This window comes from Kitasatospora sp. NPDC057223 (assembly GCF_042669755.1).
In the GTDB taxonomy this organism is placed as follows: Bacteria; Actinomycetota; Actinomycetes; order Streptomycetales; family Streptomycetaceae; genus Kitasatospora.
The window spans coordinates 19,063-45,985 of record NZ_JBHUWW010000067.1; the positions used below are offsets into that span (position 1 = coordinate 19,063).

Annotated in this window: 18 protein-coding genes; 16 read left to right on the forward strand and 2 right to left on the reverse strand. The window is 74.5% G+C overall.

The window, feature by feature from the left end:
- Window positions 1-255 precede the first annotated feature (255 nt).
- From ACFUK0_RS23020 to pruA, 4 genes are all read left to right on the forward strand, one after another.
- A complete protein-coding gene (locus ACFUK0_RS23020) occupies window positions 256-1,338 on the forward strand; it encodes a patatin-like phospholipase family protein (RefSeq protein ID WP_380253099.1) in 1,083 nt (360 codons plus the stop codon).
- Between the two features lie 142 nt (window positions 1,339-1,480).
- Window positions 1,481-1,990: a DUF6912 family protein gene (locus ACFUK0_RS23025; protein WP_380253101.1), complete on the forward strand. Its 510-nt coding sequence runs from the start codon at window positions 1,481-1,483 to the stop codon at window positions 1,988-1,990.
- A 51-nt stretch (window positions 1,991-2,041) separates the two neighbouring features.
- Window positions 2,042-2,698 carry an HAD family hydrolase gene (locus tag ACFUK0_RS23030; protein ID WP_380253103.1) on the forward strand — a complete coding sequence of 219 codons (657 nt, stop codon included), beginning with the start codon at window positions 2,042-2,044 and terminating at the stop codon, window positions 2,696-2,698.
- Window positions 2,699-2,840: 142 nt separating this feature from the next.
- Window positions 2,841-4,466: an L-glutamate gamma-semialdehyde dehydrogenase gene (gene pruA / locus ACFUK0_RS23035; protein WP_380253134.1), complete on the forward strand. Its 1,626-nt coding sequence runs from the start codon at window positions 2,841-2,843 to the stop codon at window positions 4,464-4,466.
- 28 nt (window positions 4,467-4,494) lie between these two features.
- Here the strand turns inward: pruA and ACFUK0_RS23040 are convergent, their stop codons facing one another.
- Window positions 4,495-5,370 carry a LysR family transcriptional regulator gene (locus ACFUK0_RS23040; RefSeq protein WP_380253105.1) on the reverse strand — a complete coding sequence of 292 codons (876 nt, stop codon included), beginning with the start codon at window positions 5,368-5,370 and terminating at the stop codon, window positions 4,495-4,497.
- A 103-nt stretch (window positions 5,371-5,473) separates the two neighbouring features.
- On the opposite strand from ACFUK0_RS23040, the gene ACFUK0_RS23045 reads away from it, so the two are divergent.
- The 9 genes from ACFUK0_RS23045 (at window position 5,474) to ACFUK0_RS23085 (ending at window position 18,906) form a co-directional block, all read left to right on the forward strand.
- Window positions 5,474-5,632: a hypothetical protein gene (locus ACFUK0_RS23045; RefSeq protein WP_380253107.1), complete on the forward strand. Its 159-nt coding sequence runs from the start codon at window positions 5,474-5,476 to the stop codon at window positions 5,630-5,632.
- 223 nt (window positions 5,633-5,855) lie between these two features.
- Entirely contained in the window at window positions 5,856-6,632 is a 777-nt protein-coding gene (locus ACFUK0_RS23050; protein WP_380253109.1) for an SDR family NAD(P)-dependent oxidoreductase, read from the forward strand.
- Window positions 6,629-7,558 (forward strand): ABC transporter permease, encoded by a 930-nt coding sequence (locus tag ACFUK0_RS23055; RefSeq protein ID WP_380253111.1) that lies wholly within the window; start codon window positions 6,629-6,631, stop codon window positions 7,556-7,558. The genes ACFUK0_RS23050 and ACFUK0_RS23055 overlap by 4 nt, the downstream gene beginning before the upstream one ends.
- On the forward strand, window positions 7,558-8,403 hold the full coding sequence (locus tag ACFUK0_RS23060) for an ABC transporter permease (RefSeq protein ID WP_380253113.1): 846 nt from the start codon (window positions 7,558-7,560) through the stop codon (window positions 8,401-8,403). Before ACFUK0_RS23055 ends, ACFUK0_RS23060 begins: the two co-directional genes overlap by 1 nt.
- A 3-nt stretch (window positions 8,404-8,406) precedes the next feature.
- Entirely contained in the window at window positions 8,407-10,146 is a 1,740-nt protein-coding gene (locus ACFUK0_RS23065; protein WP_380253115.1) for a dipeptide ABC transporter ATP-binding protein, read from the forward strand.
- Window positions 10,147-10,180: 34 nt separating this feature from the next.
- Window positions 10,181-11,815: an ABC transporter substrate-binding protein gene (locus ACFUK0_RS23070; RefSeq protein ID WP_380253117.1), complete on the forward strand. Its 1,635-nt coding sequence runs from the start codon at window positions 10,181-10,183 to the stop codon at window positions 11,813-11,815.
- Between the two features lie 330 nt (window positions 11,816-12,145).
- Entirely contained in the window at window positions 12,146-17,095 is a 4,950-nt protein-coding gene (locus ACFUK0_RS23075; RefSeq protein ID WP_380253119.1) for an NAD-glutamate dehydrogenase, read from the forward strand.
- 120 nt (window positions 17,096-17,215) lie between these two features.
- Window positions 17,216-17,845, forward strand: coding sequence for an RNA polymerase sigma factor (locus ACFUK0_RS23080; protein ID WP_380253121.1), 630 nt, complete (start codon window positions 17,216-17,218; stop codon window positions 17,843-17,845).
- Entirely contained in the window at window positions 17,842-18,906 is a 1,065-nt protein-coding gene (locus tag ACFUK0_RS23085; RefSeq protein ID WP_380253123.1) for a CU044_5270 family protein, read from the forward strand. Before ACFUK0_RS23080 ends, ACFUK0_RS23085 begins: the two co-directional genes overlap by 4 nt.
- Window positions 18,907-18,975: 69 nt before the next feature.
- On the opposite strand, the gene ACFUK0_RS23090 is transcribed toward ACFUK0_RS23085, so the two are convergent.
- Window positions 18,976-21,843, reverse strand: coding sequence for an FtsK/SpoIIIE domain-containing protein (locus ACFUK0_RS23090; RefSeq protein ID WP_380253125.1), 2,868 nt, complete (start codon window positions 21,841-21,843; stop codon window positions 18,976-18,978).
- 445 nt (window positions 21,844-22,288) lie between these two features.
- Between ACFUK0_RS23090 and ACFUK0_RS23095 the strand changes: the two genes are divergently transcribed.
- From ACFUK0_RS23095 to prfB, 3 genes are all read left to right on the forward strand, one after another.
- On the forward strand, window positions 22,289-24,223 hold the full coding sequence (locus ACFUK0_RS23095) for a protein kinase (protein ID WP_380253127.1): 1,935 nt from the start codon (window positions 22,289-22,291) through the stop codon (window positions 24,221-24,223).
- A gap of 210 nt (window positions 24,224-24,433) precedes the next feature.
- The gene (locus ACFUK0_RS23100) at window positions 24,434-25,741 is read left to right on the forward strand and encodes a serine/threonine-protein kinase (RefSeq protein WP_380253129.1); all 1,308 of its coding nucleotides are present in this window, start codon (window positions 24,434-24,436) and stop codon (window positions 25,739-25,741) included.
- A gap of 16 nt (window positions 25,742-25,757) precedes the next feature.
- Window positions 25,758-26,873 (forward strand): peptide chain release factor 2, encoded by a 1,116-nt coding sequence (gene prfB, locus ACFUK0_RS23105; RefSeq protein WP_380253131.1) that lies wholly within the window; start codon window positions 25,758-25,760, stop codon window positions 26,871-26,873.
- Window positions 26,874-26,923: the final 50 nt, after the last annotated feature.

Below are 26,923 nucleotides of genomic sequence, written 5' to 3' on the forward strand. Positions count from 1 at the left end.
CGCGGGCCGGGGCCGCGCGCCGCCCTGTCACCTATCCGGGTGAGACGGCTTGGCGCCCAAGGGGCCGGTGGCGGCCGGGCAGCGCCGCGGTTGACGCGGGGAGCGTGCCGGGAGGGCCCGAAGGGGGACGTTCCGGCGATGTGAATTCTGTGGTGCAGACCGAGCGTTGCGAGAACGCTACCGAAAGGTAGCGCGGAGGATCGGGACAGAGCCCCGCAGCGAGGAGGCTCGGCGAGACGACGGGTGGCAGGCAGCATGGTGACGCAGGCTTCGGCGAGCGGTGACACGACGGCTCCGCCCCGCCCGGACACGGTCCGGCGCGGGCTGGTCCTGGGCGGCGGGGGGATGCTCGGGGCGGCCTGGACGATCGGCGCGCTCTGCGCCGTCGAGGAGTCGGTGGGCTGGCGGCCCGGCGGCGCCGAGGTGATCCTCGGGACGTCGGCCGGCTCGATCCTCGGCGCGATGCTGGCGAGCGGCGTGCACGGCTGGCAGCTGCGCGACCACCAGCGCGGCCTGCCGATCACCAGCGGTCCGCTGGCCGGGGTGGACTTCGACTACGACACGGCGGTCGGCGGCGCGCTGCCGCCGCGCCCCCGGCCCGGCATCGGCTCGCCCGGCCTGCTGCGGGACGCCGTCCGGCACCCGCGCGAGTACCCGCTGCTGACCATGGTCTCGGCGGTCGTCCCGACCGGGCGGGGCTCCGTCGCGCCCGTGGGTGACCTGGTCCGCAGCCTGGCCGGCGCCGACGGGCGGTTCGGCGGCCCCGACGGGCAGCCCGGCGGCTCGCCGCTGCGGGTGGTCGCCGTCGACTACCGCACCGGGCACCGGGTCACCTTCGGCGACGAGGACGCCCCGCCCGCCGAGGTCGCCGAGGCGGTGATGGCCTCCTGCGCCATCCCCGGCTGGTTCGCCCCGGTGGAGCTGGCGGGCGGCCCGTACGTGGACGGCGGCTGCTGGTCGGCGACCAACGCCGACCTGATGCTCGGGCGCGGCCTGGACGAGGTGTACGTGCTCGCGCCGATGGCCCTGCGGCTGCACCCGCAGGGCCGCACCGAGCCCGGCCGCGGCACGCTGGCGGCGCTGCGGGAGTGGCGCGAGCGGGACCGGCCCCGGGGCGTCCTGGCGCAGCTGGTCAGCCGCTACCGGCGCTCGGTGACCCGGCAGATGCTGCGGGAGGCCCGGCTGCTGCGGGCGGCCGGCATCCGGGTGCAGCTGCTCGCACCGACCCTGGAGGACCTGGCCGTGATGGGCCCCAACATGATGGACCCGGCCCGCCGGGGCGAGGTGCTGGAGTGCGCGCTGCGGACCAGCCGGGCCGCGCTCGCCGGAGTGCGCTGACCGGGTGCCGGCCCGGCCCGACGGGAAGGGGCGGGCGGCTGATCACCCGCGCCGTATTCTTGTCCCGCCGCCCCGCGTCGCGACGCCGGGGCGGCGCTGCCCGACGCCGTGCCGTCCACTGCTGATGCGGAGAGTGCCCCCGATGCGCGTATACGTGCCCACCACCCTGAACGGCCTGGCGGCGGCGCACCCGGGCGGCGCGCTGGAGCAGTCCGCGGCGTACGCCGTGACGCCCGCGCTGCGCGAGTGGTACGTCAGCGACGACCTGGAGGAGCTGGAGTACGCGGCGCTCAACCGGGCCGCGCAGTCCTCCCTGCGGCTGCTCGCCGCCGACGCGGACGCCCCGCGGCGGCGCGTCGTGCTGGCGCTGGACGTCCCGGACGCGTCGGTGCGGCCGTTCGCGGGGGACGAGTACCAGGACCAGGCCTCGCTGGGCCGGGTCGTGCTGTCCGGGCCGGTGCCGCTGGCGAAGGCGGCCGCCGTCCACGCGGACCCGGCGGACGGCGAGGTGGTCGAGGACGTCGCGGCGGCGGTGGCCGCGATCACGGCCGCCGACGCGGGGGACCAGGACGCCCAGTTCACCGTGGACGGCGCCGAGGACCACGACCTGCTCTGGTTCGCGACGCAGGAGATCACCACCCTGCTGGGCTGAGGCAGCCCGCCGGGGTTCCGGCCGGCCGGGCGCGCCGGTTACCGTTCCGAGGTGCGTAATCACATCATCTGGGACTGGAACGGCACGCTCTTCCACGACATGGAGGCGGTGCTCGGCGCGAGCAACGCCGCCTTCGCCACGATCGGCATCGCCCCGCTGACCCTGCAGGAGTACCGGGAGCAGTACGAGATCCCGATCCCGCGCTTCTACGAGCGGCTGCTCGGCCGGCAGCCGACCGAGGCCGAGTGGCTGCTGCTGGACGACGCCTTCCACGACCGGTACCACGAGCTCAGCCCGGCCTGCGGGCTGACCGAGGGCGCACTCGGCCTGCTCAGCGGCTGGGGCGCGGCCGGCCACAGCCAGTCGCTGCTGTCGATGTACGAGCACGAGCGGCTGCTGCCGGTCGTCGAGCGGTTCGGGCTGACCGGGCACTTCCTCCGGGTGGACGGCCGCAGCGGCCCCTCCGGCGGCCAGAAGGCCGCGCACCTGACCCGGCACCTGGCCGCCCTGGGCGACGGCGTGGCACCCGCCCGGACGGTCCTGATCGGCGACGCCGCGGACGACGCGCTGGCCGCGCTGAGCGTCGGGGCGCACGCCGTGCTGTACACCGGCGGCTCGCACACCCGGGAGAAGCTGGAGCCGGTCGGGGTGCCCGTGGTGGACAGCCTGGCCGAGGCCGTGGAGCTGGCGGCCCGGCTGGCGGGGTGAGCCGGCGGGTGCCCGCCGGGTGACGGCGTGGTGCGGGCCACGCGCCCGAGGGCGTGTCAGACCGGCACGAACCAGGCGGAACTGGTCAGGCTGGACCGACGCCACCTCGGCGTACGCCAGAGCGAGCGGAGCCGCGATGCCCATCGACGCAGTGACCCGAGTCCCGACCCCCGTCAACGAACCCGTGCACGGCTACGCCCCGGGCAGCCCCGAGCGGGCCCGCCTGGAGCAGAAGCTGGACGAACTCGCCGCCGAGGCCGTCCCCCTGCCGATGACGATCGCGGGCGAGCAGCGGTTCGGCGGCGGTGAGCGGATCGACGTCGTCCAGCCGCACCACCACGCCGCGAAGCTGGGCGTGCTCGGCAACGCCACCCGTGAGGACGCCAGGCTCGCCGTGGACGCGGCGCTCGCGGCCGGCCCCGCCTGGCGCGGGCTGTCCTTCGACGACCGGGCGGCGGTCTTCCTGCGCGCGGCCGACCTGCTGGCCGGGCCCTGGCGCGAGACGCTGGCCGCCGCCACCATGCTCGGCCAGTCCAAGACCGCGCAGCAGGCCGAGATCGACGCGCCCTGCGAGCTGGTCGACTTCTGGCGGTTCAACGTGCACTTCGCCCGGCAGATCCTGGCCGAGCAGCCGGTCTCCTCGCCCGGCGTGTGGAACCGCACCGACCACCGCCCGCTGGAGGGCTTCGTCTACGCGATCACCCCGTTCAACTTCACCGCCATCGCCGGCAACCTGCCGACCGCCCCGGCGCTGATGGGCAACACGGTGGTCTGGAAGCCCGCCCCCTCCCAGACGCTGTCGGCCTTCCACCTGATGCGGCTGCTGGAGGAGGCCGGGCTGCCGCCGGGCGTGATCAACATGGTCACCGGTGACGGCACGCAGCTCTCCCAGGTCGCGCTCGCCGACCCGGCCCTGGCCGGACTGCACTTCACCGGCTCCACCGGGACGTTCCAAGCCCTGTGGAAGACCATCGGCGCCAACATCGGCGGCTACCGGAGCTACCCGCGGATCGTCGGCGAGACCGGCGGCAAGGACTTCCTGCTCGCCCACCGCTCCGCCGACCCGCAGAGCCTGCGGACGGCGCTGATCCGGGGCGCCTTCGACTACCAGGGCCAGAAGTGCTCCGCGCTCTCCCGCGCCTACCTGCCGCGCAGTCTCTGGCAGCGGATCAAGGACGAGTTCCTGGCCGAGGTGGACGCCCTGACGGTCGGTGACGTCGGCGACTTCAGCAACTTCATGGGCGCCCTGATCGACGAGCGGGCGTTCCGCAGGAACCGGGCGGCGATCGACCGCGCCGTGCAGGACCCGACCGTGGAGCTGGCCGCCGGCGGCCAGTACGACGACGCCATCGGCTGGTTCGTCCGCCCGACCGTGCTGGTCTGCGGCGACCACCGCAACGAGATCTTCCGGACCGAGTACTTCGGGCCGATCCTCGCCGTGCACGTCTACGAGGACGGCCGCTGGGACGACGTGCTGCGCCGGGTGGACTCCGGTGCGCCGTACGGGCTCACCGGCGCGGTGATGGCGCAGGACAGGTACGCGATCGCCCAGGCCGTCGAGGAACTGCGCTTCGCGGCGGGCAACTTCTACATCAACGACAAGCCGACCGGCGCCGTCGTCGGCCAGCAGCCGTTCGGCGGCGGCCGGGCCTCCGGGACGAACGACAAGGCCGGCGCGCCCCAGAACCTGCTGCGCTGGACTTCGGCGCGCTCGATCAAGGAGACCTTCGTACCGCCGACCTCGTACGGCTACCCGCACATGGGCTGACCTCGCGGCCCCGGCCCGGCCGGCCCGGTCAGGCGGCGGCCCGCCTGGTGGCGCCCGCCGGGTCCAGCAGCTCCCGGACGGCGCGGACGGCCGCCGCCGTCAGCCGCGGGTCGGTGCCGGCGGCGCTGCGGGTGGCCAGCCGGGCCGGCGGGACGGGCGGCAGGGCGGGCAGCTCGACCAGGCCCTCCGGGCAGGTGCCGCCGGTGCCCAGCAGGGCCACGCCCAGGCCGGCCCGGGTCGCGTCCAGGACGCCGGCCAGGTAGGCGGCGTCGCAGACCACCTCGGCGGCGATGCCCTGCTCGGCGAGCACCCGCAGGGCCCGGTGGCGGATGGTGCACGGCTCCTCCACCGCGACCAGCGGCAGCGGCGCGCCGCCCGGCGGCCGGCGCCAGCCCGGCGCCGCGTACCAGCCGAGCGAGAGCGCGGCCGTGCCCACGCCCTGGCCGGGGCCGCCGTCGGTGAGGAACACGGCGAGGTCCACGGCGCCCTGGTCGAGCGCCTCGCGGAGCCGTGAGGAGCGGTCCACCCGGTAGCGGACCCGGGCGCCCGGCTGCACGCAGCGGACGGCGGCGGCCAGCGCCGGGAGGATCTGGTCCGCGCAGTGCTCGGTCGAGCCGACCACCACGACGGGCGCGTCCTCGGCGGCGAGCCGCCGCAACGCGGCGTCGTGGACGTCGACGATCTGCCGGGCCTGCGCCAGCAGCAGCCGGCCCTCGGCGGTGAACCGCGTCCGCCGGCCGTCCGGCTCCACCGCGGGGGAGCCCAGCACCTTCTCCAGCCGCCGCACGTGCAGGCTGACCGTCGACTGGCTGACCAGCAGCGCCCGTGCGGCCCGGTGGAACCCGCCGTGGTCGGCGACCGCGATCAGGCTGCGCAGTGCGACGATGTCGAGTACCTGTGCCATGTCCGTACGCTAGCACCGGCGTTCGGACCGATCGGGATCCCTCATCGGTACCGATGCGCAATCGTCGTTGGACGCGCACCGGCCGCCCGGCCATCCTGGTGCCATGGTGCGAACAGCCGCTCGGACGGCCGGAGGGCCGACCGCCGCGTGCCGCACGCGAGCCGGGTCGGGCGGGCAGGGGCGGACAGCCGCCGCCGTCCTCCTCGCCACCACCAAGCGCCGCCACGTCGACTACCGCAGGGCCACCTCCACCGCCTGTTGACCGGCGCGGAGCCGCCACGCGGCTCGCCGCCCGACCGCCGTCGGGCCTTCTCCCCCTCTCCGTCCGGACCATGACGCTGCGTCAGCCGAGTCCGGCGACCGGCCGCGCCGTCGCGCCCCTGCGCGCGCGCCGCCGGTCACCCACCGCCCCGGGTCACCAGTGCCGTGACCGGGCTTCCCGTCCGGCCGGTCGCACCGGCCGGCTGAACACGAGGGTTTCTTCCATGGTGGACAAGGTAGTTGTGGTCACGGGTGGCGCCGCCGGGATCGGCCGGGCCGCCGTCGAGCTGTTCGCCGAACGCGGCTTCGGCGTGGTCGTGCTCGACGTGTCCGAGGCCGGCCTCGCCGACGTCGCCCGGATCGACAACGTGGTGCCGCTGCTCGGCGACGCCGCCGACGAGCAGGCCAACCGGTCGCTGGTCGCCCTGGCCCTGGAGCACTTCGGACGGCTGGACGTCGCCCTGCTCAACGCCGGGATCGGCGGCGCCCCGGCGATCGAGCAGCAGGGTTCCGTCGAGCGCTTCGAACGCCTGCTGGCGGTCAACGCGACCGGCGTGGCCCGGGGCATCAGGGCCGCCGTGCCGGCCCTGCGGGCCTCCGGCGGCGGCTCGATCGTGGTGACCTCCTCGGTGTCCGCGCTGGCCGCGGACCCGAGCACCTGGGCGTACAACGCCTCGAAGGCGGCGGCCGTCAACCTCGTCCGGGCCGCCGCGCTGGACTACGCGGCGCAGGGCATCCGGGTCAACGCCGTCGCCGCGGGCCTGACCGACACCTCGCGCACCGCCGGCCACCAGGACGACACCGAGTTCTACGCCGAACTCCTGCGCCGCATCCCGGTGCACCGCCCGGCCCTCCCGCGCGAGCAGGCCGAGGCGATCTGGTTCCTCGCCTCGCCCGCCGCCTCCTACATCACCGGCAGCGTGCTCTCGGTGGACGGCGGCCTGGGCGCGAGCACCGGCCTGCTCCCGCCGCCGCCGCTGCCGGGCGGGCCGCAGGCGTGAGGCGGACCGCCCGCACCGTCGCCCGCCGCCTGCTGCTCGGTGTCCTGGTGGTGTGGGGAGCGGCGACGACCGGCTTCGTCGCCCTGCACCTGTTGCCGGGCGACCCCGTCCGGCTGATCCTCGGCACCGAGACCGAGGTCGCGCCGGAGGTGACCGCGCAGCTGAAGCACGCCTACGGGCTGGACCGCACGACGGCCGAGCAGTACCTGTCGTTCCTCGGCGGGCTGCTGCGCGGCGACCTCGGCACGTCCTACCAGCTGCGCCGGCCCGTCACCGAGGTGCTGTCGGCGGAGCTGGGCCAGACCCTGCTGCTCGCCGCGACCGCGCTGGCCACCGCCTTCGCGCTGGCCGTCCTGGTCGCGACGCTGACCGCCGGGCGGCGCGGCGCCGGCCGGGCCCTGGCCTCGGCGGTCGAACTGGTGCTGATCTCCACCCCGGTGTTCTGGCTGGGCGTGCTGCTGCTGACCGCCTTCTCGTTCACCTGGCAGCTCTTCCCGGTCGCCGGCAACGACAGCGCGAGCTCGCTCGTCCTGCCCACCCTGGCGCTCGCGCTGCCGCTCGGCGCCCTGCTGACCCAGGTGCTGCGCGACGGGCTGGAGGAGGCCCTGGAGCAGCCCTTCGCCGTCACCGCCCGCACCCGCGGCCTGAGCGGGACGCGGGTGCGCTGGTCGCACGCGCTGCGGCACGGCCTGCTGCCCACCGTGACGATGGCCGGCTGGCTGCTGGGCGGTCTGCTCGGCGGCGCGGTGGTCACCGAGTCGGTGTTCTCCCGGCAGGGGCTCGGCCGGATCACGCTGCAGGCGGTGAACAGCAAGGACATGCCGGTGGTGGTCGGCGTGCTGGTGCTGTCGGCGACCGTCTTCGTGCTGGTCAACCTGGCCGTCGACCTGCTCTGCACCGTCATCGACCCGAGGCTGAGGACCTGATGAGCACCACGACCCTGTCACTGCCCCGGCTGCGGCACCGGTCGCTGCCGGGCCCGTCCGTGCTGCTGGCCGGCGCCGGGCTGGCGGTGCTGCTGGCCGCCGCCCTGTGGCCCGGCCTGCTGACCTCCGCCGACCCGGGCGCCGGCCAGCTGCTCCAGGCGTACCAGGGCCCCGGCGGCGCGCACTGGTTGGGCACCGACCAGCTCGGCCGGGACGTGTACGCCCGGATCGTGCACGGGGCCGCGCAGTCGCTGTTCATCGGCGTCGGCGCGACCGCGCTGGGCGCGGCCGGCGGTCTGGTGATCGGCCTGCTCGCCGCCGTCGGCGGCCGGTTCGCCGACGAGGCGCTGATGCGGGTGCTGGACATCCTGCTGGCGCTGCCCGGGCTGCTGCTCGCCCTGCTGGTGATCACCGTGGTCGGGCCCGGCAACCTCAACACCGCACTGGCCATCGGCATCGCCGAGATCGCCGCCTACTCCCGGCTGGTGCGCAGCAAGGCACTGACCGTCCGGGCGGCCGGCTACGTGGAGGCGGCCCGGGTGGCCGGCCACGGCCGGGCCCGGGTGGTGCTGCGGCACATCCTGCCCAACTCGGCGGGCCCGCTGCTCGCCCTCGCCGTGGTCGGGGTGGGCCGGGCGATGATCGAGGGCTCCGCACTGAGCTTCCTCGGCCTGGGCGCGCAGCCGCCCACCCCGGAGTGGGGATCGATGCTCGCCGACGGGCGCAACGCGCTCGGCATCGCCTGGTGGACGGCGGCCGCGCCGGGCGTCGCCGTGACGCTGGCCGTGGTCGTGATCACCGTCGTGGGGCGCCGGCTCCAGGCCCGGTTCGAGGGGAGGGGCTGAGCGATGACGCTGACCGAGAGCACAGCCGGCGAGGAGCTGGTGCGGGGCGGCGACCTGCTCACCGTGCAGGACCTGACGGTGGCCTTCGGCTCCGGCCGGGTCCGGCGGCCGGTGGTGCAGGGCGTCTCCTTCACCCTGCGGGCCGGCGAATCGCTGGCGCTGGTGGGGGAGTCGGGGTCGGGCAAGAGCGTGATCGCCCGCAGCCTGGTCGGGCTGGCCGGCCCCGGCTCCACCGTCCGGGCGGGCCGGCTGGACTACCGGGGCCGTCCCCTGCAGCCGCTGACCGAGCGGGAGTGGCGGCGGCTGCGCGGACGCGGCATCGGGTTCGTCCTGCAGGACGCGCTGGTCTCGCTCGACCCGCTGCGCCGGGTGGCCCGCGAGATCGCCGAACCCCTGCTGCTGCACCGGTCGGTGGAGCGCGGCGAGGCGGCGGCGAAGGTGCTGGACCTGCTCCGCGAGGTCGGCGTGCCCGAGCCGGAGCTGCGCGCGCAGCAGTACCCGCACCAGTTGTCCGGCGGTCTGCGGCAGCGGGCGCTGATCGCCTCGGCGATCGCCTGCGCGCCGCCGCTGCTGATCGCGGACGAGCCGACCACGGCGCTGGACGCACTCGTCCAGCGGCAGATCCTGGACCTGCTGGCGGAGCGCCGCTCGCGGGGCACCGGGTTGCTGCTGATCTCGCACGACCTGTCCGTGGTGGCCCGGCTGGCGGACCGCACGGCCGTCGTCCACGGCGGCCGCATCGTCGAGTACGGGCCGACCGCGGCGGTACTGGCCGGCCCCCGGCACCCGTACACCAGGGCGCTGCTGGCGGCGGTGCCCGGGACGCGGGGCCGCGGCGAGCGGCTGTTCACGGCCGGGGCCGACTGGGAGCCGGGGGAGACGGTCGTCCACCCGGACGGCCCGGGCACCCCGGCCGCGGTGCCCGCGCGGGTACGGGAGCGGGTGGTGCTGAAGCCGCTGCCGTGGCCCGCGCCCGCCGGGGTGCCGGTGCTCGAAGCCGTCGGCCTGGTGAAGGAGTTCGCGGGCCCCGGCGGCACCCGGCGGCGGGCCGTGGACGACGTCGGGTTCGCGCTGCACCCGGGGCGGACGGTCGGCCTGGTCGGCGAGTCCGGCTCCGGCAAGAGCACGGTGGCCCGGCTCGTCCTCGGCCTGGAGAGCCCGGACTCCGGCCGGGTGCTGCTCGACGGCGGGCCGTGGAGCGCGCGGCCCGAACGTGAGCGCCGTCCGCACCGGTCCCGGATCCAGGCGGTCTTCCAGGACCCGCTGGGCTCCTTCGACCCCCGGCACACCGTCCGCCGGATCCTGGCCGACTCGCTGCGGCCGCGCGGCCTGCGCGGCGCCGCACTGGAGGCCGAGGCGGCCGGGCTGCTCGGCCAGGTCGGCCTCGACGCCGACCTGCTGGAGCGCCGCCCGCTGCGGCTGTCCGGCGGGCAGCGCCAGCGGGTCGCCATCGCCCGCGCGCTGGCCACCCGCCCGGAGGTGATCGTCTGCGACGAGCCGGTCTCCGCGCTGGACGTCTCCGTGCAGGCGCAGGTGCTCGACCTGCTGGTCGACCTCCAGCGGGAGCTGGGCGTGGCCTACCTGTTCATCTCGCACGACCTCGGCGTGATCCGGCATCTCAGCGACCACGTGCTGGTGATGAAGGACGGCCGGATCGTCGAGTCGGGCGACGCCGGGCAGGTCCTGGACCGCCCGGCGCACCCGTACACCCGAGAACTGCTCGACGCCGTCACAACCCTCTGACGACGCAACGGACATGCCGAAAGGAACCCCTGCCGTGGGATCGACCGCAAGACGCCGTGCCCTCGCCCTCGCCGCCCTGCTCACCGCCGCCACCGCCTGCTCCTCCACGGCGGCTCCCGGTGCGGCCTCCGGCGACGCCGCCGCGCCGGTGAAGGGCGGCACGCTGACCTTCGCGCTGCACGGCGACACGGACTGCCTCGACCCGCACCTGACCGGGAGCAGCGTCTCGTCCTGGATCGGGCGCAACAACCTGGACTCGCTGGTCGGCCAGGCCCTCGACAACAAGATCACGCCCTGGCTGGCGAAGTCCTGGGAGGTCTCCGCCGACGGCCGCAGCTACACCTTCCACCTGCGGGAGGGCGTCACCTTCACCGACGGCACCCCGCTGGACGCCGCCGCCGTCAAGGCCAACCTCGACCTGGTCGCCGACCCGGCCACCAAGTCCTCGTACGCCCGCTCGCTGATCGGCCCGTACACCGGCAGCCAGGCGGTGGACGCGACCACCCTCAAGGTGGACCTGAGCGCCCCCTTCACCTCGTTCCTGCAGGGCCTCAGCACGCCGTACCTGGGCATCGCCTCGCCCGCCTTCCTCAAGGCCCACCCGGCCGACACCTGCAGCACGGGGCTGGTCGGCAGCGGCCCGTTCAAGCTCGACTCCTACACCAAGGGCCAGGGCGCGGTGTTCTCCCGCAACCCGGCGTACGACTGGGGGCCCGGCCACGCCGCGCACACCGGCGCCGCGTACCTGGACAAGCTGGAGCTGAAGGTCGTCACCGAGAGCTCGGTGCGCGACGGCGGCCTGTTCTCCGGGCAGTTCGACGGCGTCGCGAACGTCGCGCCCAGCGACCTCACCAAGGTCTCGAAGGACCCGAACCTCAACCTGCTCAAGCACGAGAACCCGGGCGTCAACCACGTCCTGCTGCTGAACACCGCGCGGGCGCCGTTCGACGACCTGCTGGTCCGCCAGGCGTTCCAGTCCTCGATCGACGTGAAGACCACCGTCCAGTCCGTCTTCTTCGGCCAGACCTCCGCCGCCGACGGCCTGTTCGGCAAGGCCACCCAGTACTACGACGCCTCGGTGCAGAGCCTCTGGGGCTTCGACAAGGCCAAGGCCGGCAAGCTCCTGGACGAGGCCGGCTGGACGGCGCGCGACGGCGAGGGCTACCGCACCAAGGACGGCAAGCGGCTCACCACCGACCTCGTCTACAGCGACATCTCGGCGACCGCCGAGGAGCAGACGATCTTCCAGGCGGCGGCCCAGCAGGCCAAGGAGAGCGGCTTCGAGGTCAAGCTCGACAAGGTCGCCGTCGCCGCCGAGAGCGACCGCCAGGGCAAGGGCGACTACGACATCGGCGCCCTCTACTTCGTCCGCGCCGAGCCGGACATCGCGCGGACGGTCTTCGCGGCCAGGTTCATCCCGCCGGCCGGCGCCAACGCGGCCCGGGTGAACGACCCCGTCCTGGAGGAGCTGCTCGCGAAGGGCCTCACCCTGCCCGAGGGCCCCGAGCGGGCCAAGGTCTACGCCGACGTGCAGCAGCGCATCATCGGGCAGGCCTACGCCGTGCCGACCTATGTGCCGTTCGGCCGGCTCGGCGCCCGCAAGGCCGTCCACGGACTGGCCTTCGCCACCAACTCGGCGCCGCTGTTCTACGACGTCTGGAAGAGCTGACCCGCCGCCGTCGGAGCGGCGGCCCGCCGTCACGGGCCGCCGCTCCGGCACGGCAGCGCATTGGACAAGCTGTCCAGGACGGACCGATCTTCCTGCGGGATTGTGCCTCCCTGTCCCCTGACACCTTCGTTTCGTCCCGTTAGGCTGGCTGACGTCGTCGGGTTGGCTCCGCAGGCCGAAACAGCGTCTCTTACCCGGCCGAAAGGCGTTTCATGCGTGCCATGAACGGCTTTCAGCCGGTAGGTGGGGCAGGATTGCGGAAGACCCGGCGGTGCACACCCACACACACCACCGAGTCACGCAACGGCGCGCGACAGGAGCCAAACAGCCATGCAGACCAAGCTGGACGCAGCCAAGGCCGAACTGCTCACCAAGGCAGCAGCAGCCGCTGAGAACAGCCAGGTGGGGGGAGCGGCGCCGGGGGAGGGTCTGAGCAACGGAGCTCTGACCGCGTACCTGCACCACTACTACCTCCACACCGCCCCCGAGGACCTGGTCCACCGCGACCCGGTGGACGTGTACGGGGCGGCCGCCTCGCACTACCGCCTCGGGCTCAAGCGGCCCCAGGGCACCGCCGAGGTCCGGGTGCACACCCCGAGCGTCGAGGAGAACGGCTGGTCGTCCGGCCACACGGTGGTCGAGGTCGTCACCGACGACATGTCCTTCCTGGTCGACTCCGTCACCAACGAGCTGTCCCGCCAGGACCGCGCGATCCACCTGGTGATCCACCCCCAGCTGCTGGTCCGCCGTGACATCACCGGCAAGCTCCTGGAGATCCTCGACATCGACGCCTGCTCGCGCAGCCAGGCGGCCGGGGCCGAATGGCCCGCCGACGCCATCGTCGAGTCCTGGATGCACATCGAGATCGACCGTGAGACGGACCGCGAGGACCTCCGCTCGATCGAGGCCGACCTGCGGCGCGTCCTGGGCGACGTCCGCGAGGTCGTCGAGGACTGGACGAAGATGCGCGAGTCCGCGCTCCGCCTGGCCGACGAACTCGCCGAGCAGCCGCCCGCCCACCTGCCCGAGCAGGAGGTCGGCGAGGCCTGGGAGCTGATGCGCTGGCTGGCCGACGACCACTTCACCTTCCTCGGCTACCGCGAGTACGACCTCGTCGAGCACGAGGGCGAGGAGGTGCTGCGCGCCGTCGCCGGCACCGGCCTCGGCATCCTGCGCGCCGACCCGCTCAGCCACGACACCGACCACCACCCGGTCAGCGAGGCGTTCGGCCGGCTCTCCGCGCCGGTCCGCGCCAAGGCGCACGAGAAGAAGCTGCTCGTCCTCACCAAGGCGAACAGCCGGGCCACCGTGCACCGCCCGGCCTACCTCGACTACGTCGGCGTGAAGAAGTTCGACGCCAACGGCGAGGTGATCGGCGAGCGCCGCTTCCTCGGCCTGTTCTCCGCCGCCGCGTACACCGAGTCGGTCTCCCGCATCCCCGTCGTCCGCCGCAAGGTCCAGGACGTGCTGGCCGCGTCCGGCTTCTCCGGCGAGAGCCACGACGGCCGCGACCTGCTCCAGATCCTGGAGACCTTCCCCCGCGACGAGATCTTCCAGACCGCCGCCGAGGAACTCCTGCAGATCGCCACCAGCGTCCTCTACCTCCAGGAACGCCGCCGGCTGCGGCTCTTCCTGCGTCAGGACGAGTACGGGCGCTACTTCTCCGCCCTGGTCTACCTGCCGCGCGACCGCTACACCACCCGCATCCGGCTGCGCCTGATGGACATCCTGATGCAGGAGCTGAACGGCGCCGCCATCGACTACACGGTGTACGCGACCGAGTCGGTGCTGACCCGGCTGCACTTCGTCGTCCGGGTCACCCCCGGCAGCGAACTGCCGCACCTCACCGACGCCGAGGTCGAGCGGATCGAGGGCAAGCTCGCCGAGGCCGCCCGGTTCTGGATGGACGGCTTCAACGACCAGCTGCACATCGAGCTGGGCGAGGAGCGGGCCGCCGAGCTGTCCCGCCGGTACGCCAACGCCTTCCCCGACGGCTACCGCGCCGACTTCACCGCCCGCACCGCCGTCTCCGACCTCAAGCAGATCGAGTCGCTGGCCGGCGCGGGCGACTTCCGCCTCAACCTGTACCAGCCGGTCGGCGCGGGCGACGACGAGCGCCGCTTCAAGATCTACCGGGTGGGCGGCCCGATCTCGCTCACCGAGGTCCTGCCCGTCCTCCAGCGCCTGGGCGTCGAGGTGCTCGACGAGCACCCCTACGCGCTCACCCGCTCGGACCACAGCACCGCCTGGGTCTACGACTTCGGCCTGCGGCTGCGCGAGGGCACCGAGCTGACCGACGAGGCCCGCGACCGCGTCGAGGAGGCCTTCGCGGCCACCTGGACCGGCCAGGCCGAGAACGACGGCTTCAACGGCCTCGTCCTCACCGCCGGACTGACCTGGCGCCAGGCCATGATGCTGCGCGCCTACGCCAAGTACCTCCGCCAGGCCGGGAGCACCTTCTCCCAGGACTACATGGAGGACGCGCTCCGCAACAACGCCCACACCACCCGCCTGCTGGTCAACCTCTTCGAGGCCCGCCTCAGCCCCAGCCACCAGCTGGGCGCGCTGGAGCTGACCGAGGGCATCGTGGAGGAGCTGTCCGGCGCCCTCGACGAGGTCGTCTCGCTGGACGAGGACCGCATCCTGCGCTCCTTCCTGCACCTCATCCAGGCCACCCTGCGGACCAACTTCTTCCAGCACTCCGCCGAGACCGGCGGATGGCACCGCTACGTCTCGATGAAGTTCGACCCCCAGGTCATCCCCGACCTGCCCGCCCCGCGCCCCGCCTTCGAGATCTGGGTCTACTCGCCGCAGGTCGAGGGCGTGCACCTGCGCTTCGGCAAGGTCGCCCGCGGCGGCCTGCGCTGGTCCGACCGGCGCGAGGACTTCCGCACCGAGATCCTCGGACTGGTCAAGGCCCAGATGGTGAAGAACACCGTCATCGTCCCGGTCGGCGCCAAGGGCGGCTTCGTCGCCAAGCAGCTCCCCGACCCGGCGGCCGACCGCGACGCCTGGCTGGCCGAGGGCATCGCCTCGTACAAGACCTTCATCTCGGCGCTGCTCGACATCACCGACAACCTCAAGGCCGGCGACGTCGTCCACCCGCAGGACGTCGTGCGCCACGACGAGGACGACACCTACCTCGTCGTGGCCGCCGACAAGGGCACCGCGACCTTCTCGGACATCGCCAACGGCGTGGCCGAGTCCTACGGCTTCTGGCTGGGCGACGCGTTCGCCTCCGGCGGCTCCGCCGGCTACGACCACAAGGGCATGGGCATCACCGCCCGCGGCGCCTGGGAGTCCGTCAAGCGCAACTTCCGCGAACTGGGCCACGACACCCAGAGCGAGGACTTCACCGTCGTCGGCATCGGCGACATGTCCGGGGACGTCTTCGGCAACGGCATGCTGCTCAGCGAGCACATCCGCCTGGTCGCCGCCTTCGACCACCGGCACATCTTCCTCGACCCGAACCCGGACGCCGCCGTCTCCTACGCCGAGCGCCGCCGGCTCTTCGACCTCCCGCGCAGCTCCTGGGACGACTACGACAAGTCGCTGATCTCCACCGGCGGCGGCGTCTTCCCGCGCAGCGCGAAGTCGATCCAGCTCACCTCCCCCGTGCGGGCCGTGCTCGGCATCGAGCAGACCCGGCTCACCCCGGCCGAACTGATGAAGGCCATCCTGCAGGCGCCCGTCGACCTGTTCTGGAACGGCGGCATCGGCACCTACGTCAAGGCCTCCGCCGAGACCAACGCCGAGGTCGGCGACAAGGCCAACGACGCCATCCGGGTCGACGGCGGCCAGCTCCGCGCCCGCGTCGTCGGCGAGGGCGGCAACCTCGGCTGCACCCAGCTCGGCCGGATCGAGTACGCCGCGAGCGGCGGCCCCGAAGGCACCGGCGGCTGGATCAACACCGACGCCATCGACAACTCGGCCGGCGTCGACACCTCGGACCACGAGGTCAACATCAAGATCCTGCTCAACCAGGTCGTCGCCGACGGCGACATGACGGTCAAGCAGCGCAACAAGCTGCTCGCCGAGATGACCGACGAGGTCGGCCACCTCGTGCTGCGCAACAACTACGCGCAGAACGTCGTGCTCGCCAACGCCGTCGCCCAGGCCGTCAGCATGGTCAACGTCCACTCCCGGATGATCAACCGGCTGGAGTCGGTCGGCCAGCTCGACCGGGCCCTGGAGTTCCTGCCCACCGAGCGTCAGATCCGCGAACGCCAGCAGAACGGCCGCGGGCTCTCCCAGCCCGAACTCTCCGTCCTGCTCGCCTACACGAAGATCACCCTCGCGGACGAGCTGCTCGCCACCGACCTGCCCGACGACCCGTACTTCCGCACCGCCTTGCACGACTACTTCCCGAGCGCCCTGCGGGCCCGCTTCGGCGAGGCGATCGACGCCCACGCCCTGCGCCGGGAGATCGTCACCACCCTGATCGTCAACGACACGATCAACCGCGGCGGCTGCACCTTCGCGTTCCGCCTCCGCGAGGAGACCGGCGCGACGTACGAGGAGATCGCCCGCACCCACACCGCGGCCCGCGCCGTCTTCGGCCTCCAGGACATCTGGGCCGAGATCGAGGGCCTCGACACCGTCGTCCCCGCCCGCACCCAGACCCGGATGCGCCTGCACTCGCGCCGGCTCGTCGAGCGCGCCACCCGCTGGATGCTCAACAACCGGCGCCAGCCGCTCGACATCGCCGGCACCATCGAGTTCTTCCACGACCGGGTCCACGAGGTCTGGGGCTCGCTGCCCAAGCCGCTGCGCGGCGAGGACCTCGCCTGGTACGAGTCCGTCTACAACGAGCTGGCCGGCGCGGGCGTCCCGGACCACCTGGCCGCCCGGATCGCCGGCCTGTCCTCGACCTTCCCCACCCTCGACATCACCGAGGTCGCGGACCGCTCCGGCAAGGACGTCGCCGAGGTCGCCGACCTCTACTACGACCTCGCCGACCGCCTCCAGATCACCCACCTGCTCGACCGCATCATCGAACTCCCGCGGGTCGACCGCTGGTCCTCGATGGCCCGCGCCGCGATCCGCGAGGACCTCTTCGCGGCGCACGCCGCCCTCACCGCCGACATCCTCGCCTGCGGCCCGGAGGGCGCCACCCCCGAGGAGCGCTACACCGCCTGGGCGGAGCTCAACTCCACCCTGCTCAACCGGGCCAAGAGCACCCTCGACGACATAAGGGGTTCGGACAACTACGAGCTGTCCAGCCTCTCCGTCGCCATGCGGGTGATCCGGACGCTGCTGCGCACCGGCTCGATGCGCTGACGCGGCCGGGGCAGCACGTGGGGCGGGACCGTCACGGACGGTCCCGCCCCGCTCGGCGTTCCGGCCCGGATGTGGCCGGGGTCACACGGAACCCGCAGGCTCCGGCGGACAGGTAGAGGCGTGGAACTGTCACTGCGGGCCCGGCTGCGAGCCGGGGACCAGAGCGCCTTGGGGGAACTGTTCGACAGCCAGGCGCAGGACCTGTACCGGTACGCGGTGCGGGCGTCGGGGGACTGGGCGACGGCCGAGGACGTCGTCTCCCTGACCTTCCTGGAGGCCTGGCGACTGCGCGGGAAACTGCGCGAGGAGGGGGAGAGCGTACGGCCGTGGCTGTTCGGCATCGCGGCGAACGTGCTGCGCAACACGGCGCGGGCGGCCCGGCGGCACCAGGCGGCGCTGGCCCGGATGCCGGCCCGGGAGGTGGTGCCGGACTTCGCCGACGAGCTGGTCGGCCGGCTCGACGACAGCACCGAACTGGCCGCGGCACACCGGGCGCTGGCCCGGCTGCGGCGGGCGGACCGGGAGGTCTTCACGCTCTGCGTCTGGGCGGGCCTCGACTACGTGAGCGCGGCGCAGGCGCTGGGCGTGCCGGTGGGGACGGTGCGGTCGAGACTGTCGCGGGCCCGGACCAGGCTGCGCGGGCTCGCGGACGAGGAACTGCGAACCCGTACGGAACCCGGCAGGGGCGGCGGACAGGTACAGGGTGGCCGCACGGAAGCGGCCCGGTCGATGCGGGAGAAGAGCCGATGAACGCCAAGCGCGACGACGCCGACGAGTGCACGGAGCTGGGCCGTCTGCTGCCCGCCCCGGCGCTGCCGGAACTCTCCACCGACCGCCGCCGGCTGTTGAGGGGACATCTGATGAGCGAGATCAATGAGGCACCGCAGCCCGTACGCAGTCGCGGCCGGCGGTACGGCTGGGTGGCGCTGCCCGCCCTGGCGGGCGGCCTGGCGCTGGCCGTGGTGCTGAGCGGCGGGGGCGGCGGCACTCCGGCGGCGCCGCCGCTGGCGCAGGCGCCGCAGGAGTCGCAGCTGCACGCGGCGCCGGTCGCGGCGGTGCTGCTGGACCAGGCGGCGCAGGCGGCGGAGAAGAAGCCGGACGCCAAGCCGGGCAAGGGGCAGTTCGTCTACGTCAAGAGCCTGGAGGCGTTCGGGAGCTCGAACGAGGCGACGGGCGAGACCAGCCTCGGCACCCCGCACCAGCGGGAGATCTGGCTGTCGGTGGACGGAACGCAGTGGGGACTGCTGATCGACGGGAGCAGGCCGCCTGCGACGGGAAAGAAGAAGGAGGCGAACGAGGCCCGGCCCGGGATACCGGCGCCGCGGACGGACGGCGGGTTGTGGCTGGAGCCGAACCGGTCCCCCGGACTGAACGGCCCCACCTACGAGTACCTCGCGGGGCTCCCGACGGACCCGGCCGCCCTGCTGGAGAAGATCTACACGGAGACGAAGGGGCAGGGAAGTTCGCCCGACCAGGAGGCCTTCGTCACCATCGGAGACCTGCTGCGCGGGCAGATCGCCCCGCCGGCCGTGAGCGCCGCGCTCTACCGGGCGGCGGCGAGGATCCCGGGTGTCACCACGATCGACGGCGTCCCGGCCGGCTCGGGCCGGACCGGGGTGGCCGTCGCCCATGTGGACGGCGACGTCCGGACGGAGTGGATCTTCGACCGGAGCAGCTACGAGTTCCTGGGCGAGCGGGAGGTCGTGGCGGCCGAGGGCAGCCGCTGGGGCAAGCCCGGTACGGTCACCGGTCAGAGCACGGCCCTCAGCCGGGCCGTGGTCGACGCGGCCGGTGACCGCCCGGAGCAGTAGGGAGCAGAACCGCCCGACGTGAGTGCGGGGCCCGTGCGGGAGACGGGCCCCGCACCGGCGTCTGCGGCGCTACTGCCCGGCCGCGCGCTGCAGGGCGCTGGCGAGCAGGGCGAGGTCGGTCGGGCCGTTGCCGAGTTCGCGGACGGGGCGGCGGGCCGGCGGGGCGCCGAGCTGGGCCGGGTCTATCGCGACGACGGTCGGCCGCAGGGTGGCGGTACGGGGGATGCGGCCGCTGATCCTGGCGGTCTGGAAGGCGGCCACGCCGCCGTCCGGCAGGCGCAGGTAGCCCCGGCCGGGGGTGGCCTCGTCGAGGGCGGCGGCGTCGCCGAGGTGGATCAGCAGGTCGGAGTCGGACGGGTACTCGGTGCGCAGCGCGATCCGCAGCAGAGCCGCCTCGTCGACCTCGGAACCGGCCGTCTCCTCGGGCTGTCCGGTGGTGACGGCGAGGTGGATGCCGAGCGGGCCGCCGCGCTGGGCGACGGCGGCCAGCGCGCGGGCGAGCGGCCGGCCGGCGGCGGAGGTGGGGGCGAGCAGTGCCTCGTAGTCGTCGACGACGACGACCAGCCGGGGCGGGACGGGGGCTGCGGGCGGCCCGGCGGGAGCCGGCGGGCGGGAGCCGCCGGTGCGCGGCTGGACGAGCTTGATGCCGGCCTCGGTCCGCAGGCCGCCGGAGGCGCCGCTCAGCACCGGCTCGCCGGCCGGCACGGTCACGGCGGCCGGGAGCGGCGCGGCTTCGTCCAGCAGCCGGGCGGCGTGCCAGGAGGCGAAGTCGAGACTGTCGAAGAGCTTCTCGCGCAGGCTCAGTTCGTCGAGCAGGGCGTCGGCGGTCAGCAGGGCCTGCCGGGGGTCGGCCGCCGCGTTCACGTGGGCGGTGACGTGCGGCAGCTCCGTACAGGCGCGCAGGCCGGACTGGCCGTCGCCGTCGGCCGGGCCCCGGCCCTCGATCACCATGACGGCGAGCCGGTCGGGGCGCTCGGAGACCGCGAGCGAGGCGATCAGGCTGCGCAGCAGTTCGGTCTTGCCCGCGCCCTTGGCGCCGCCGGCCAGCAGGTGCGGGCCGCCCGGGTCGGGCGAGGGGAGGGTCAGTTCGGGGTCGGCGAGGTCGATGCTGCAGAGCTCGTCGCGGGTGGTGCCGATCAGGGCCGTCGCGGTGGCGACGGCGGTGGGCCCGGCCTGCCAGCGGGCCGACAGCTTGGCGGGGGTGACGCTGTCGAGCTGGAGCAGGTCGAGCAGCCGCAGCGCGTCGGGCAGCGGGCCCCGGGCGGCGGGGGTGGCCTCCCGCAGCGGGGCGAGGTGGCGGGCCAGGCGCTCGGCCCAGGCGTCGGAGACGGCGTCCAGCGAGACGTCCTCGACGCTCTCGCGGCCGCCGGCGACCGGTCGCTCCACGGTCAGGTGGGTGCCCACCTCGCCGGTGATCACGGCGGTCGCGCCGATCCCGGCGGGCAGCAGTTCGGGCCGCTCGGCGAGGCAGACGGGGAAGACGCCGACGGCCGGGCCCTGGCGCAGCAGCAGGTCGAGGGCGCGGCGGCCGGACTCGGTGCCGGGGGCGCCGTCGACCAGGAGGACGGTGGTGGGCAGGCCGGTGGCACTGTCGGGGGAGGTGAGGCGGGCGGTCAGCTCGGTGAGCCGGGCGGTGGCCTGCTCGTCGTCCAGGCCGAGCAGCAGCCGGCAGTCCTGGCCGTGCTGGGGGCGCAGGTGGGGCAGCCAGAGGGACCAGGCCCAGGTGTCGGCGCGCTCCTGCGGCGTGCGCCCGGCGTCGGCGTCGACGACGACCAGGCTGAGGCCGGTCGGCGGGTGCAGGGCGGCGAGCTGGGCGACGACGGCGCGGGTCAGCGAGTCGAGCCGGGCGCGCGGGCCGGCCAGGCCGAGGCTGCCGGCGGTCTGCAGGTCGAGGGTGACCGGGACGGCGGGCAGCATCGTGCCGGGCGCGGTGCCGGGGCCGCCGGGGAGGTCCGCGGTGCCCAGGCGCAGGGTCAGCGCGTCGGGGTGGGTGGGTCCGCGCTCCCAGAGCCGGGGGCCGGGGCCGAGCGCGTTGAGCAGCAGGGTGGCGAGGTCGGGCCAGCGTTCGCGCTGGTTGGCGGCCTGCCGGGTGCGGGCGGCGGAGTGCTGCTGGGCGGAGCTGTCGCGGCCGGGGTCGGCGGGGGCGGTGCTGCGGCCGAGGCGCCGGGAGAGCAGGGCGCGGGCCCGGCCCGAGGCGGGGGTCTCGGCCGTGGCGGGCGGCTCGGGGGCGCTCTGCACGGGCCTGGCGGCTGCGGGGGCGGCGAGCTGGAGGTGGCCGAGGCCGTCGGGGAGCGCCGCGCGGGCGGGTGTCCCTGAGGTGTCCCCGGGGCCGGTGGTGGGGGTGGTGACCTGGAGGGTGGACTCGCCGAGCCGCAGCAGGCCGGGCTCGCCGAGCGGGACGGCCTCCTCGGGGCTGACGAAGCGTCCGTCCAGGGTGGTGCCGTTGGTGGAGCCGAGGTCGCGGACCGTCACCTGGCCGTCGGCGGCGAGGTGCAGGGCGAGGTGCAGCCGGGAGACGTCCGGGTCGTCGAGCGGGACGTCGGCCTCGCTGGAGCGGCCGACGCTGATCTCCCGGCCGTGCAGGCGGTGCACGCCGCCGGCGTCCGGGCCGCCGATGACGCGGAGTTCGGCGGCGGCCGGGTCGGGCGTGTCCTCGTCGGCGGTCGGGTCGGCCTCGCCGAGGCTCAGGACGGCGCCGTCGAGCAGCGGGGGGTGGCCGAGGAGGGCGTGTTCGTCGACCCTGCGCGCCCCGGCGTACAGGTGCACATGGGTGGCGGCACGCGGACCCCGCACGCCCACGGCGCCCGCGAGTGCGCCCGCGACGGCGCCGAGCGCCGTGCCGACGGGAGCGGTGACCAGCACGTCCACGTAGGGAATGGCGGACCCGGCGACTGCCGGGCCGCTGCGCGGTCGGAGGACGGTCAGCCTGATCTGCATCTCGCCCGCGGTCCCTTCTGCTGGTACTGAAACACTGCTGGTACTGGACGCCCTGGTGCCGTACGGGTGCTGCCGCGCGTGTGGCGCCGCCGCCGAGGGGCACGGACGGCCACGACGACCTTGGGCCACAGGAGTGGTCAGCATCATCCTGCCACCCATCGCCGACAGTCCGCGCACGGTACCGGATTTGACGATCTTGCGATCATCGCCATGGTGGAGGCGACGGGCAGTCAGGTCAACCGTCCCGGGAGCCGCCCCGGCGCGCTCGTCCCGGCGTCCCGGGCAGGACCCCCGGGGGACGACGCCGGGACCCCGCGCGACGGGCGGTCCGGGCACCTCGGAAACACGATCGGACACCGTTAGAGTGGCCGGAACACGGGCCCGGCAGGCTCACCGCACCGGCGGGGAGCGCCCCGCGGCAGCGGCACGGCGAGGAGTGCGACAGGTGCGGCCAGTCGGCAGCAAGTATCTGCTTGAGGAGACCCTCGGACGGGGGGCCACCGGCACCGTGTGGCGTGCCCGGGTGCGCGAGGACGCCGTCGTGCCGGGCAGCGAGCCCGGCCAGCTGGTCGCGATCAAGGTGCTCCGCGAGGAGCTGGCGGCCGACCCGGACGTCGTGATGCGCTTCCTGCGGGAGCGCTCCGTCCTGGTGCGGCTCAGTCACCCGAACATCGTCCGGGTCCGCGACCTGGTGGTCGAGGGCGAGCTGCTGGCCCTGGTGATGGACCTGGTCGAGGGCCCGGACCTGTTCCACTACCTGCGCGGCAACGGCCCCTTCAGCCCGATCGCCGGCGCCCTGCTGATGGCCCAGGTCGCCGACGCGCTGGCCGCCAGCCACGCCGACGGCGTCGTGCACCGCGACCTGAAGCCGGCGAACGTCCTGCTCGCCACCGTCCGGGCGGACGGCACCGAGCAGATGCACCCGATGCTCACCGACTTCGGCATCGCCCGGCTCGCCGACTCCCCGGGCATCACCCGCACCCACGAGTTCGTCGGCACCCCCGCGTACGTGGCGCCGGAGTCCGCGAGCGGCCGCCCGCAGACCTCGGCGGTCGACGTCTACGGCGCCGGGATCATGCTGTTCGAGCTGGTCACCGGCCGTCCGCCGTTCCAGGGCGACGGCCCGCTGGCGATCCTGCAGGCCCACCTTGCCCAGGAGCCGCAGCGGCCCTCGACCATGCCCGAGCCGCTCTGGACGGTCATCGAGCGCTGCCTGCGCAAGGATCCGGCCCAGCGGCCGAGCGCCACCTCGCTGGCCCGCGCACTGCGGGTGGTCGCGGCGGGCGTCGGCGTGCACGCCTCGCCGGCGGCCGTGGACACCGCCCTCGCGGTCGGCGCCCTGCTGCTGCCGGACCCGCAGCCGGCGCCGGTGACCAGCACCGACCCGACCGTTCCCACCGGCCTGTCGGCGGCGGGCGCGGCGGCGCCGTACGGTTCGGCGGACGCCACCCAGGTGCTGCCCGCCGGGGGCCGGTTCGACGCGGCCGCCGCCACCCAGCTGCTGCCGCCCGCCGGGCCGCCCGCGGCGGTGCCCGCAGGGCCGTACGGCGCCGAGGACCGCACCCGGATGATGCCCCCGGTGGGCCCGCCCGGACAGGGGCCGGGTCAGGCCGCCCCGGCGCAGCCGGAGGCGCCGCACCCGTGGCAGACCCAGCTGCGCGCCGCCCGTGACCGCAACCAGCAGACCGAGATCGGCTTCCTCGACCCGGAGGAGCTGCGCGCCCCCCAGGTCGCGCCGCAGCCGTACCAGGCCGGACGGCCGCCCCAGCAGCCGCCCCAGCAGGGCCAGCAAGGCCAGGGCCAGGGCCAGCCGCCGGGCTACGGTCGGCCGGGCGGCTACGCCCAGCGGCCGCCGGTCGCGCCCGCTCCCTACCAGCCGTACCAGCCCGGTCAGCCCTATCAGGGGCACGGCCAGGGCGAGGGCGGCCGTCCGCCGCAGCCCCAGGGCTACGGCCGGCAGCCGCAGTCCGCCCAGCAACAGCAACAGCAGCAGTACCAACAGCAGCAACAGCAGCAGAACCAGCCGCAGGGCCGCTACCAGGCGCCGCCGCAGGCGGGCGGGCGGCCCGCGCCGCCCGTCGTGCCCCGCCGGGCCGAACCGCCGGCCCCGCAGCAGCGCGAGCCGCAGCAGCCCGACCGCCGCGAGCCGCCCGCCCGCGAGCCCAGGGGCCGGGAGCCGCGGCCCCGCAGCCGGAACAAGATGTACATCCCGGGGCTCGGCTGCCTGAAGGGGTGCCTGATGGTGCTGGTGGTGCTGGCGCTGGGGGCGGCCGCGCTGTGGAACTTCACCCCGCTGCCGGAGTACTGGGCGAACGTGCAGACCTGGTTCGGCGACGCGAGCGACTGGGTCAGCACGACCTGGAGCTCGCTCTCCGGCTGAGACCGGCCGGGACCGGCTCCCGGCTCCCGTCCCGGAGCCGGGATAGCCGACTTGTCGACACTTCACGAGATTTCCCGCCAAGTCCCGCCCGCCGGAACGCCCGCAGCGTCCCCCGGCGGGCGCCGGTACGCGTAGGTTGGTCGCTGACGCACCGACCTACCCGAGCGCACAGCGTCCCCTCCGTGCGCTCCCGCCGCCCACGGAGCAGCATTGGCACGCAAGATCGGCAGCCGCTACACCGTCCACCAGGTGATCGGCCGGGGCTCGGCAGGGACCGTGTGGCTCGGCGAGGGCCCGGACGGCCCGGTGGCCGTCAAGCTGCTGCGCGAGGACCTCGCCACCGACCAGGTGCTCGTCGGCCGCTTCGTCCAGGAGCGGGCCACCCTCACCAACCTCGACCACCCGCGGGTGGTCGGCGTGCGCGACATGGTGGTCGACGGCGACGACCTGGCCCTGGTGATGGAACTCGTCCAGGGCACCGACCTGCGCTCGCGCCTGGAGCGGGACGGCGTGCTGCCCCCGCAGGCCGCCGTGTCGGTGATCGCGGACGTCGCGGACGGCCTCGCCGCCGCCCACGCGGCCGGGATCGTCCACCGCGACGTCAAGCCGGAGAACGTCCTGCTCGACCTCGCCGCCCCGCCCGGCCCCGGCGGCGCCCCGCGCGCCAAGCTGACCGACTTCGGCATCGCCCGGCTGGTCGACGCCCCCCGTCGCACCCGGGCCACCCGGATCATCGGAACCCCGGACTACCTCGCCCCGGAGATCATCGAGGGCCTGGAGCCGCGCGCCGCCGTCGACATCTACGCCCTGGCCACCGTGCTGTACGAGCTGCTGGCCGGCTTCACGCCGTTCGGCGGCGGCCACACCGGGGCCGTGCTGCGCCGGCACGTCACGGAGAGCGTGCCGCCGGTGCCCGGTCTGCCGGACGGCCTGTGGCGGATCATCGCCGAGTGCCTGGCGAAGGCCCCGGCCTCCCGGCTGCGGGCCGCCGAGCTGGCCGAGCGGCTGCGCGAGCAGCTGCCCGCGCTGGCCGGCCTGCCGGGCATCGTCGTCCCCGCGCAGGGCCGGGCGCCCGCCGAGGAGGCGCTGACGCCCGCCGAGGCGGTCTACGCCGAGGTGGACGCGGGCCCCGGCACCCACAAGCGGCGGCGCGGTCCGGCCGTCCCGCTGGTGCCCGGTTCGGCCCCGGACTCCACCCGGGACACCCACACCAGTCTGCGCCGCCCGTCCGCCCAGGAGCTGGCCTCGTACGCCGCCGAGTCGCGGGCCCAGCGGACGGCCGCGAACCCCGCCGGGCACCGCCGGGGCGGCCGCAGCGCCCTGGTGCGCCGCCGCCGGCTGATGGCGGTGGTGCTCGCCGTGGTGCTGCTGCTGGCGGGCGCCGCGGCGGCCTGGACGGCGTTCGCCGCCGAGCCCGGCCCGGGCGCCAGCGGCGGTGCGGGCACCGGCTCCGGCACGCACGCGGCGGCCCCGCCCGGTGCCGCCCGGCCCCCGGTGTCGTCGATCGCCCTCCGCTAAGCATTAGGCTGGTGGCGTGGCAGCCGTCGATCCTTCCGAAGAGCTCAAGTCCCTCGAGTCGACCATGGGGTCGATCGAGGCCGTCCTCGACCTGGACAAGATCCGGGCCGACATCGCCCGTCTGGAGGAGGAGGCAGCCGCCCCCAACCTGTGGGACGACCTCGCGAACGCGCAGAAGGTCACCAGCCGGCTCTCCTTCCTCCAGGGCGAGCTGCGCCGGGTCCAGACCCTGCACGGCCGGGTCGACGATCTGGCGGTGCTGTTCGAGCTGGCCGAGGCCGAGAACGACGCGGACACCCGCGCCGAGGCCGAGGCCGAGCTGGCGTCCGTCAAGGAGGCCGTCGAGGCGCTGGAGGTCCGCACGCTGCTCTCCGGCGAGTACGACGCCCGCGAGGCGCTGATCAACATCCGGGCCGAGGCCGGCGGCGTGGACGCCGCGGACTTCGCCGAGCAGCTGATGCGGATGTACCTGCGCTGGGCCGAGCGGCACAACTACCCGACCGAGGTCTACGACACCTCGTACGCGGAGGAGGCCGGCATCAAGTCCGCGACCTTCACCGTGAAGGTGCCGTACGCCTACGGCACGCTCTCCGTCGAGCAGGGCACGCACCGGCTGGTGCGGATCTCGCCGTTCGACAACCAGGGCCGCCGCCAGACGTCCTTCGCCGGCGTCGAGGTGCTCCCGGTCGTCGAGCAGAGCGACCACGTGGAGATCGACGAGGGCGAGCTGCGCATCGACGTGTACCGCGCGTCGGGCCCCGGCGGCCAGGGCGTCAACACCACCGACTCGGCCGTGCGCATCACGCACCTCCCGACCGGCACCGTGGTGTCCTGCCAGAACGAGCGCTCGCAGATCCAAAACAAGGCCTCGGCGATGAACGTCCTCCAGGCCAAGCTGCTGGAGCTGCGCCGCAAGGAGGAGCGGGCCGCGATGGACGCCCTCAAGGACAGCGGCAGCTCCTGGGGCAACCAGATGCGCTCGTACGTCCTGCACCCGTACCAGATGGTCAAGGACGTCCGCACCGAGTACGAGGTCGGCAACCCGCAGGCCGTCCTGGACGGCGACATCGACGGCTTCATCGAGGCCGGCATCCGCTGGCGCAAGCAGCGCGAGACCGCCCCGGAGCAGTAGTCCCGGGTGACACGACGGAGCGGGCCCCGCCGGTAGGTACCGGCAGGGCC

Bases quoted from the DNA above. Each gene is read 5' to 3' on its own strand.
- ACFUK0_RS23020 (WP_380253099.1), top strand. From the start codon at position 256: ATGGTGACGCAGGCTTCGGCGAGCGGTGACACGACGGCTCCGCCCCGC.
- ACFUK0_RS23025 (WP_380253101.1), top strand. From the start codon at position 1,481: ATGCGCGTATACGTGCCCACCACCCTGAACGGCCTGGCGGCGGCGCAC.
- ACFUK0_RS23040 (WP_380253105.1), bottom strand. From the start codon at position 5,370: ATGGCACAGGTACTCGACATCGTCGCACTGCGCAGCCTGATCGCGGTC.
- ACFUK0_RS23045 (WP_380253107.1), top strand. From the start codon at position 5,474: ATGGTGCGAACAGCCGCTCGGACGGCCGGAGGGCCGACCGCCGCGTGC.
- ACFUK0_RS23050 (WP_380253109.1), top strand. From the start codon at position 5,856: ATGGTGGACAAGGTAGTTGTGGTCACGGGTGGCGCCGCCGGGATCGGC.
- ACFUK0_RS23060 (WP_380253113.1), top strand. From the start codon at position 7,558: ATGAGCACCACGACCCTGTCACTGCCCCGGCTGCGGCACCGGTCGCTG.
- ACFUK0_RS23065 (WP_380253115.1), top strand. From the start codon at position 8,407: ATGACGCTGACCGAGAGCACAGCCGGCGAGGAGCTGGTGCGGGGCGGC.
- ACFUK0_RS23075 (WP_380253119.1), top strand. From the start codon at position 12,146: ATGCAGACCAAGCTGGACGCAGCCAAGGCCGAACTGCTCACCAAGGCA.
- ACFUK0_RS23085 (WP_380253123.1), top strand. From the start codon at position 17,842: ATGAACGCCAAGCGCGACGACGCCGACGAGTGCACGGAGCTGGGCCGT.
- ACFUK0_RS23090 (WP_380253125.1), bottom strand. From the start codon at position 21,843: ATGCAGATCAGGCTGACCGTCCTCCGACCGCGCAGCGGCCCGGCAGTC.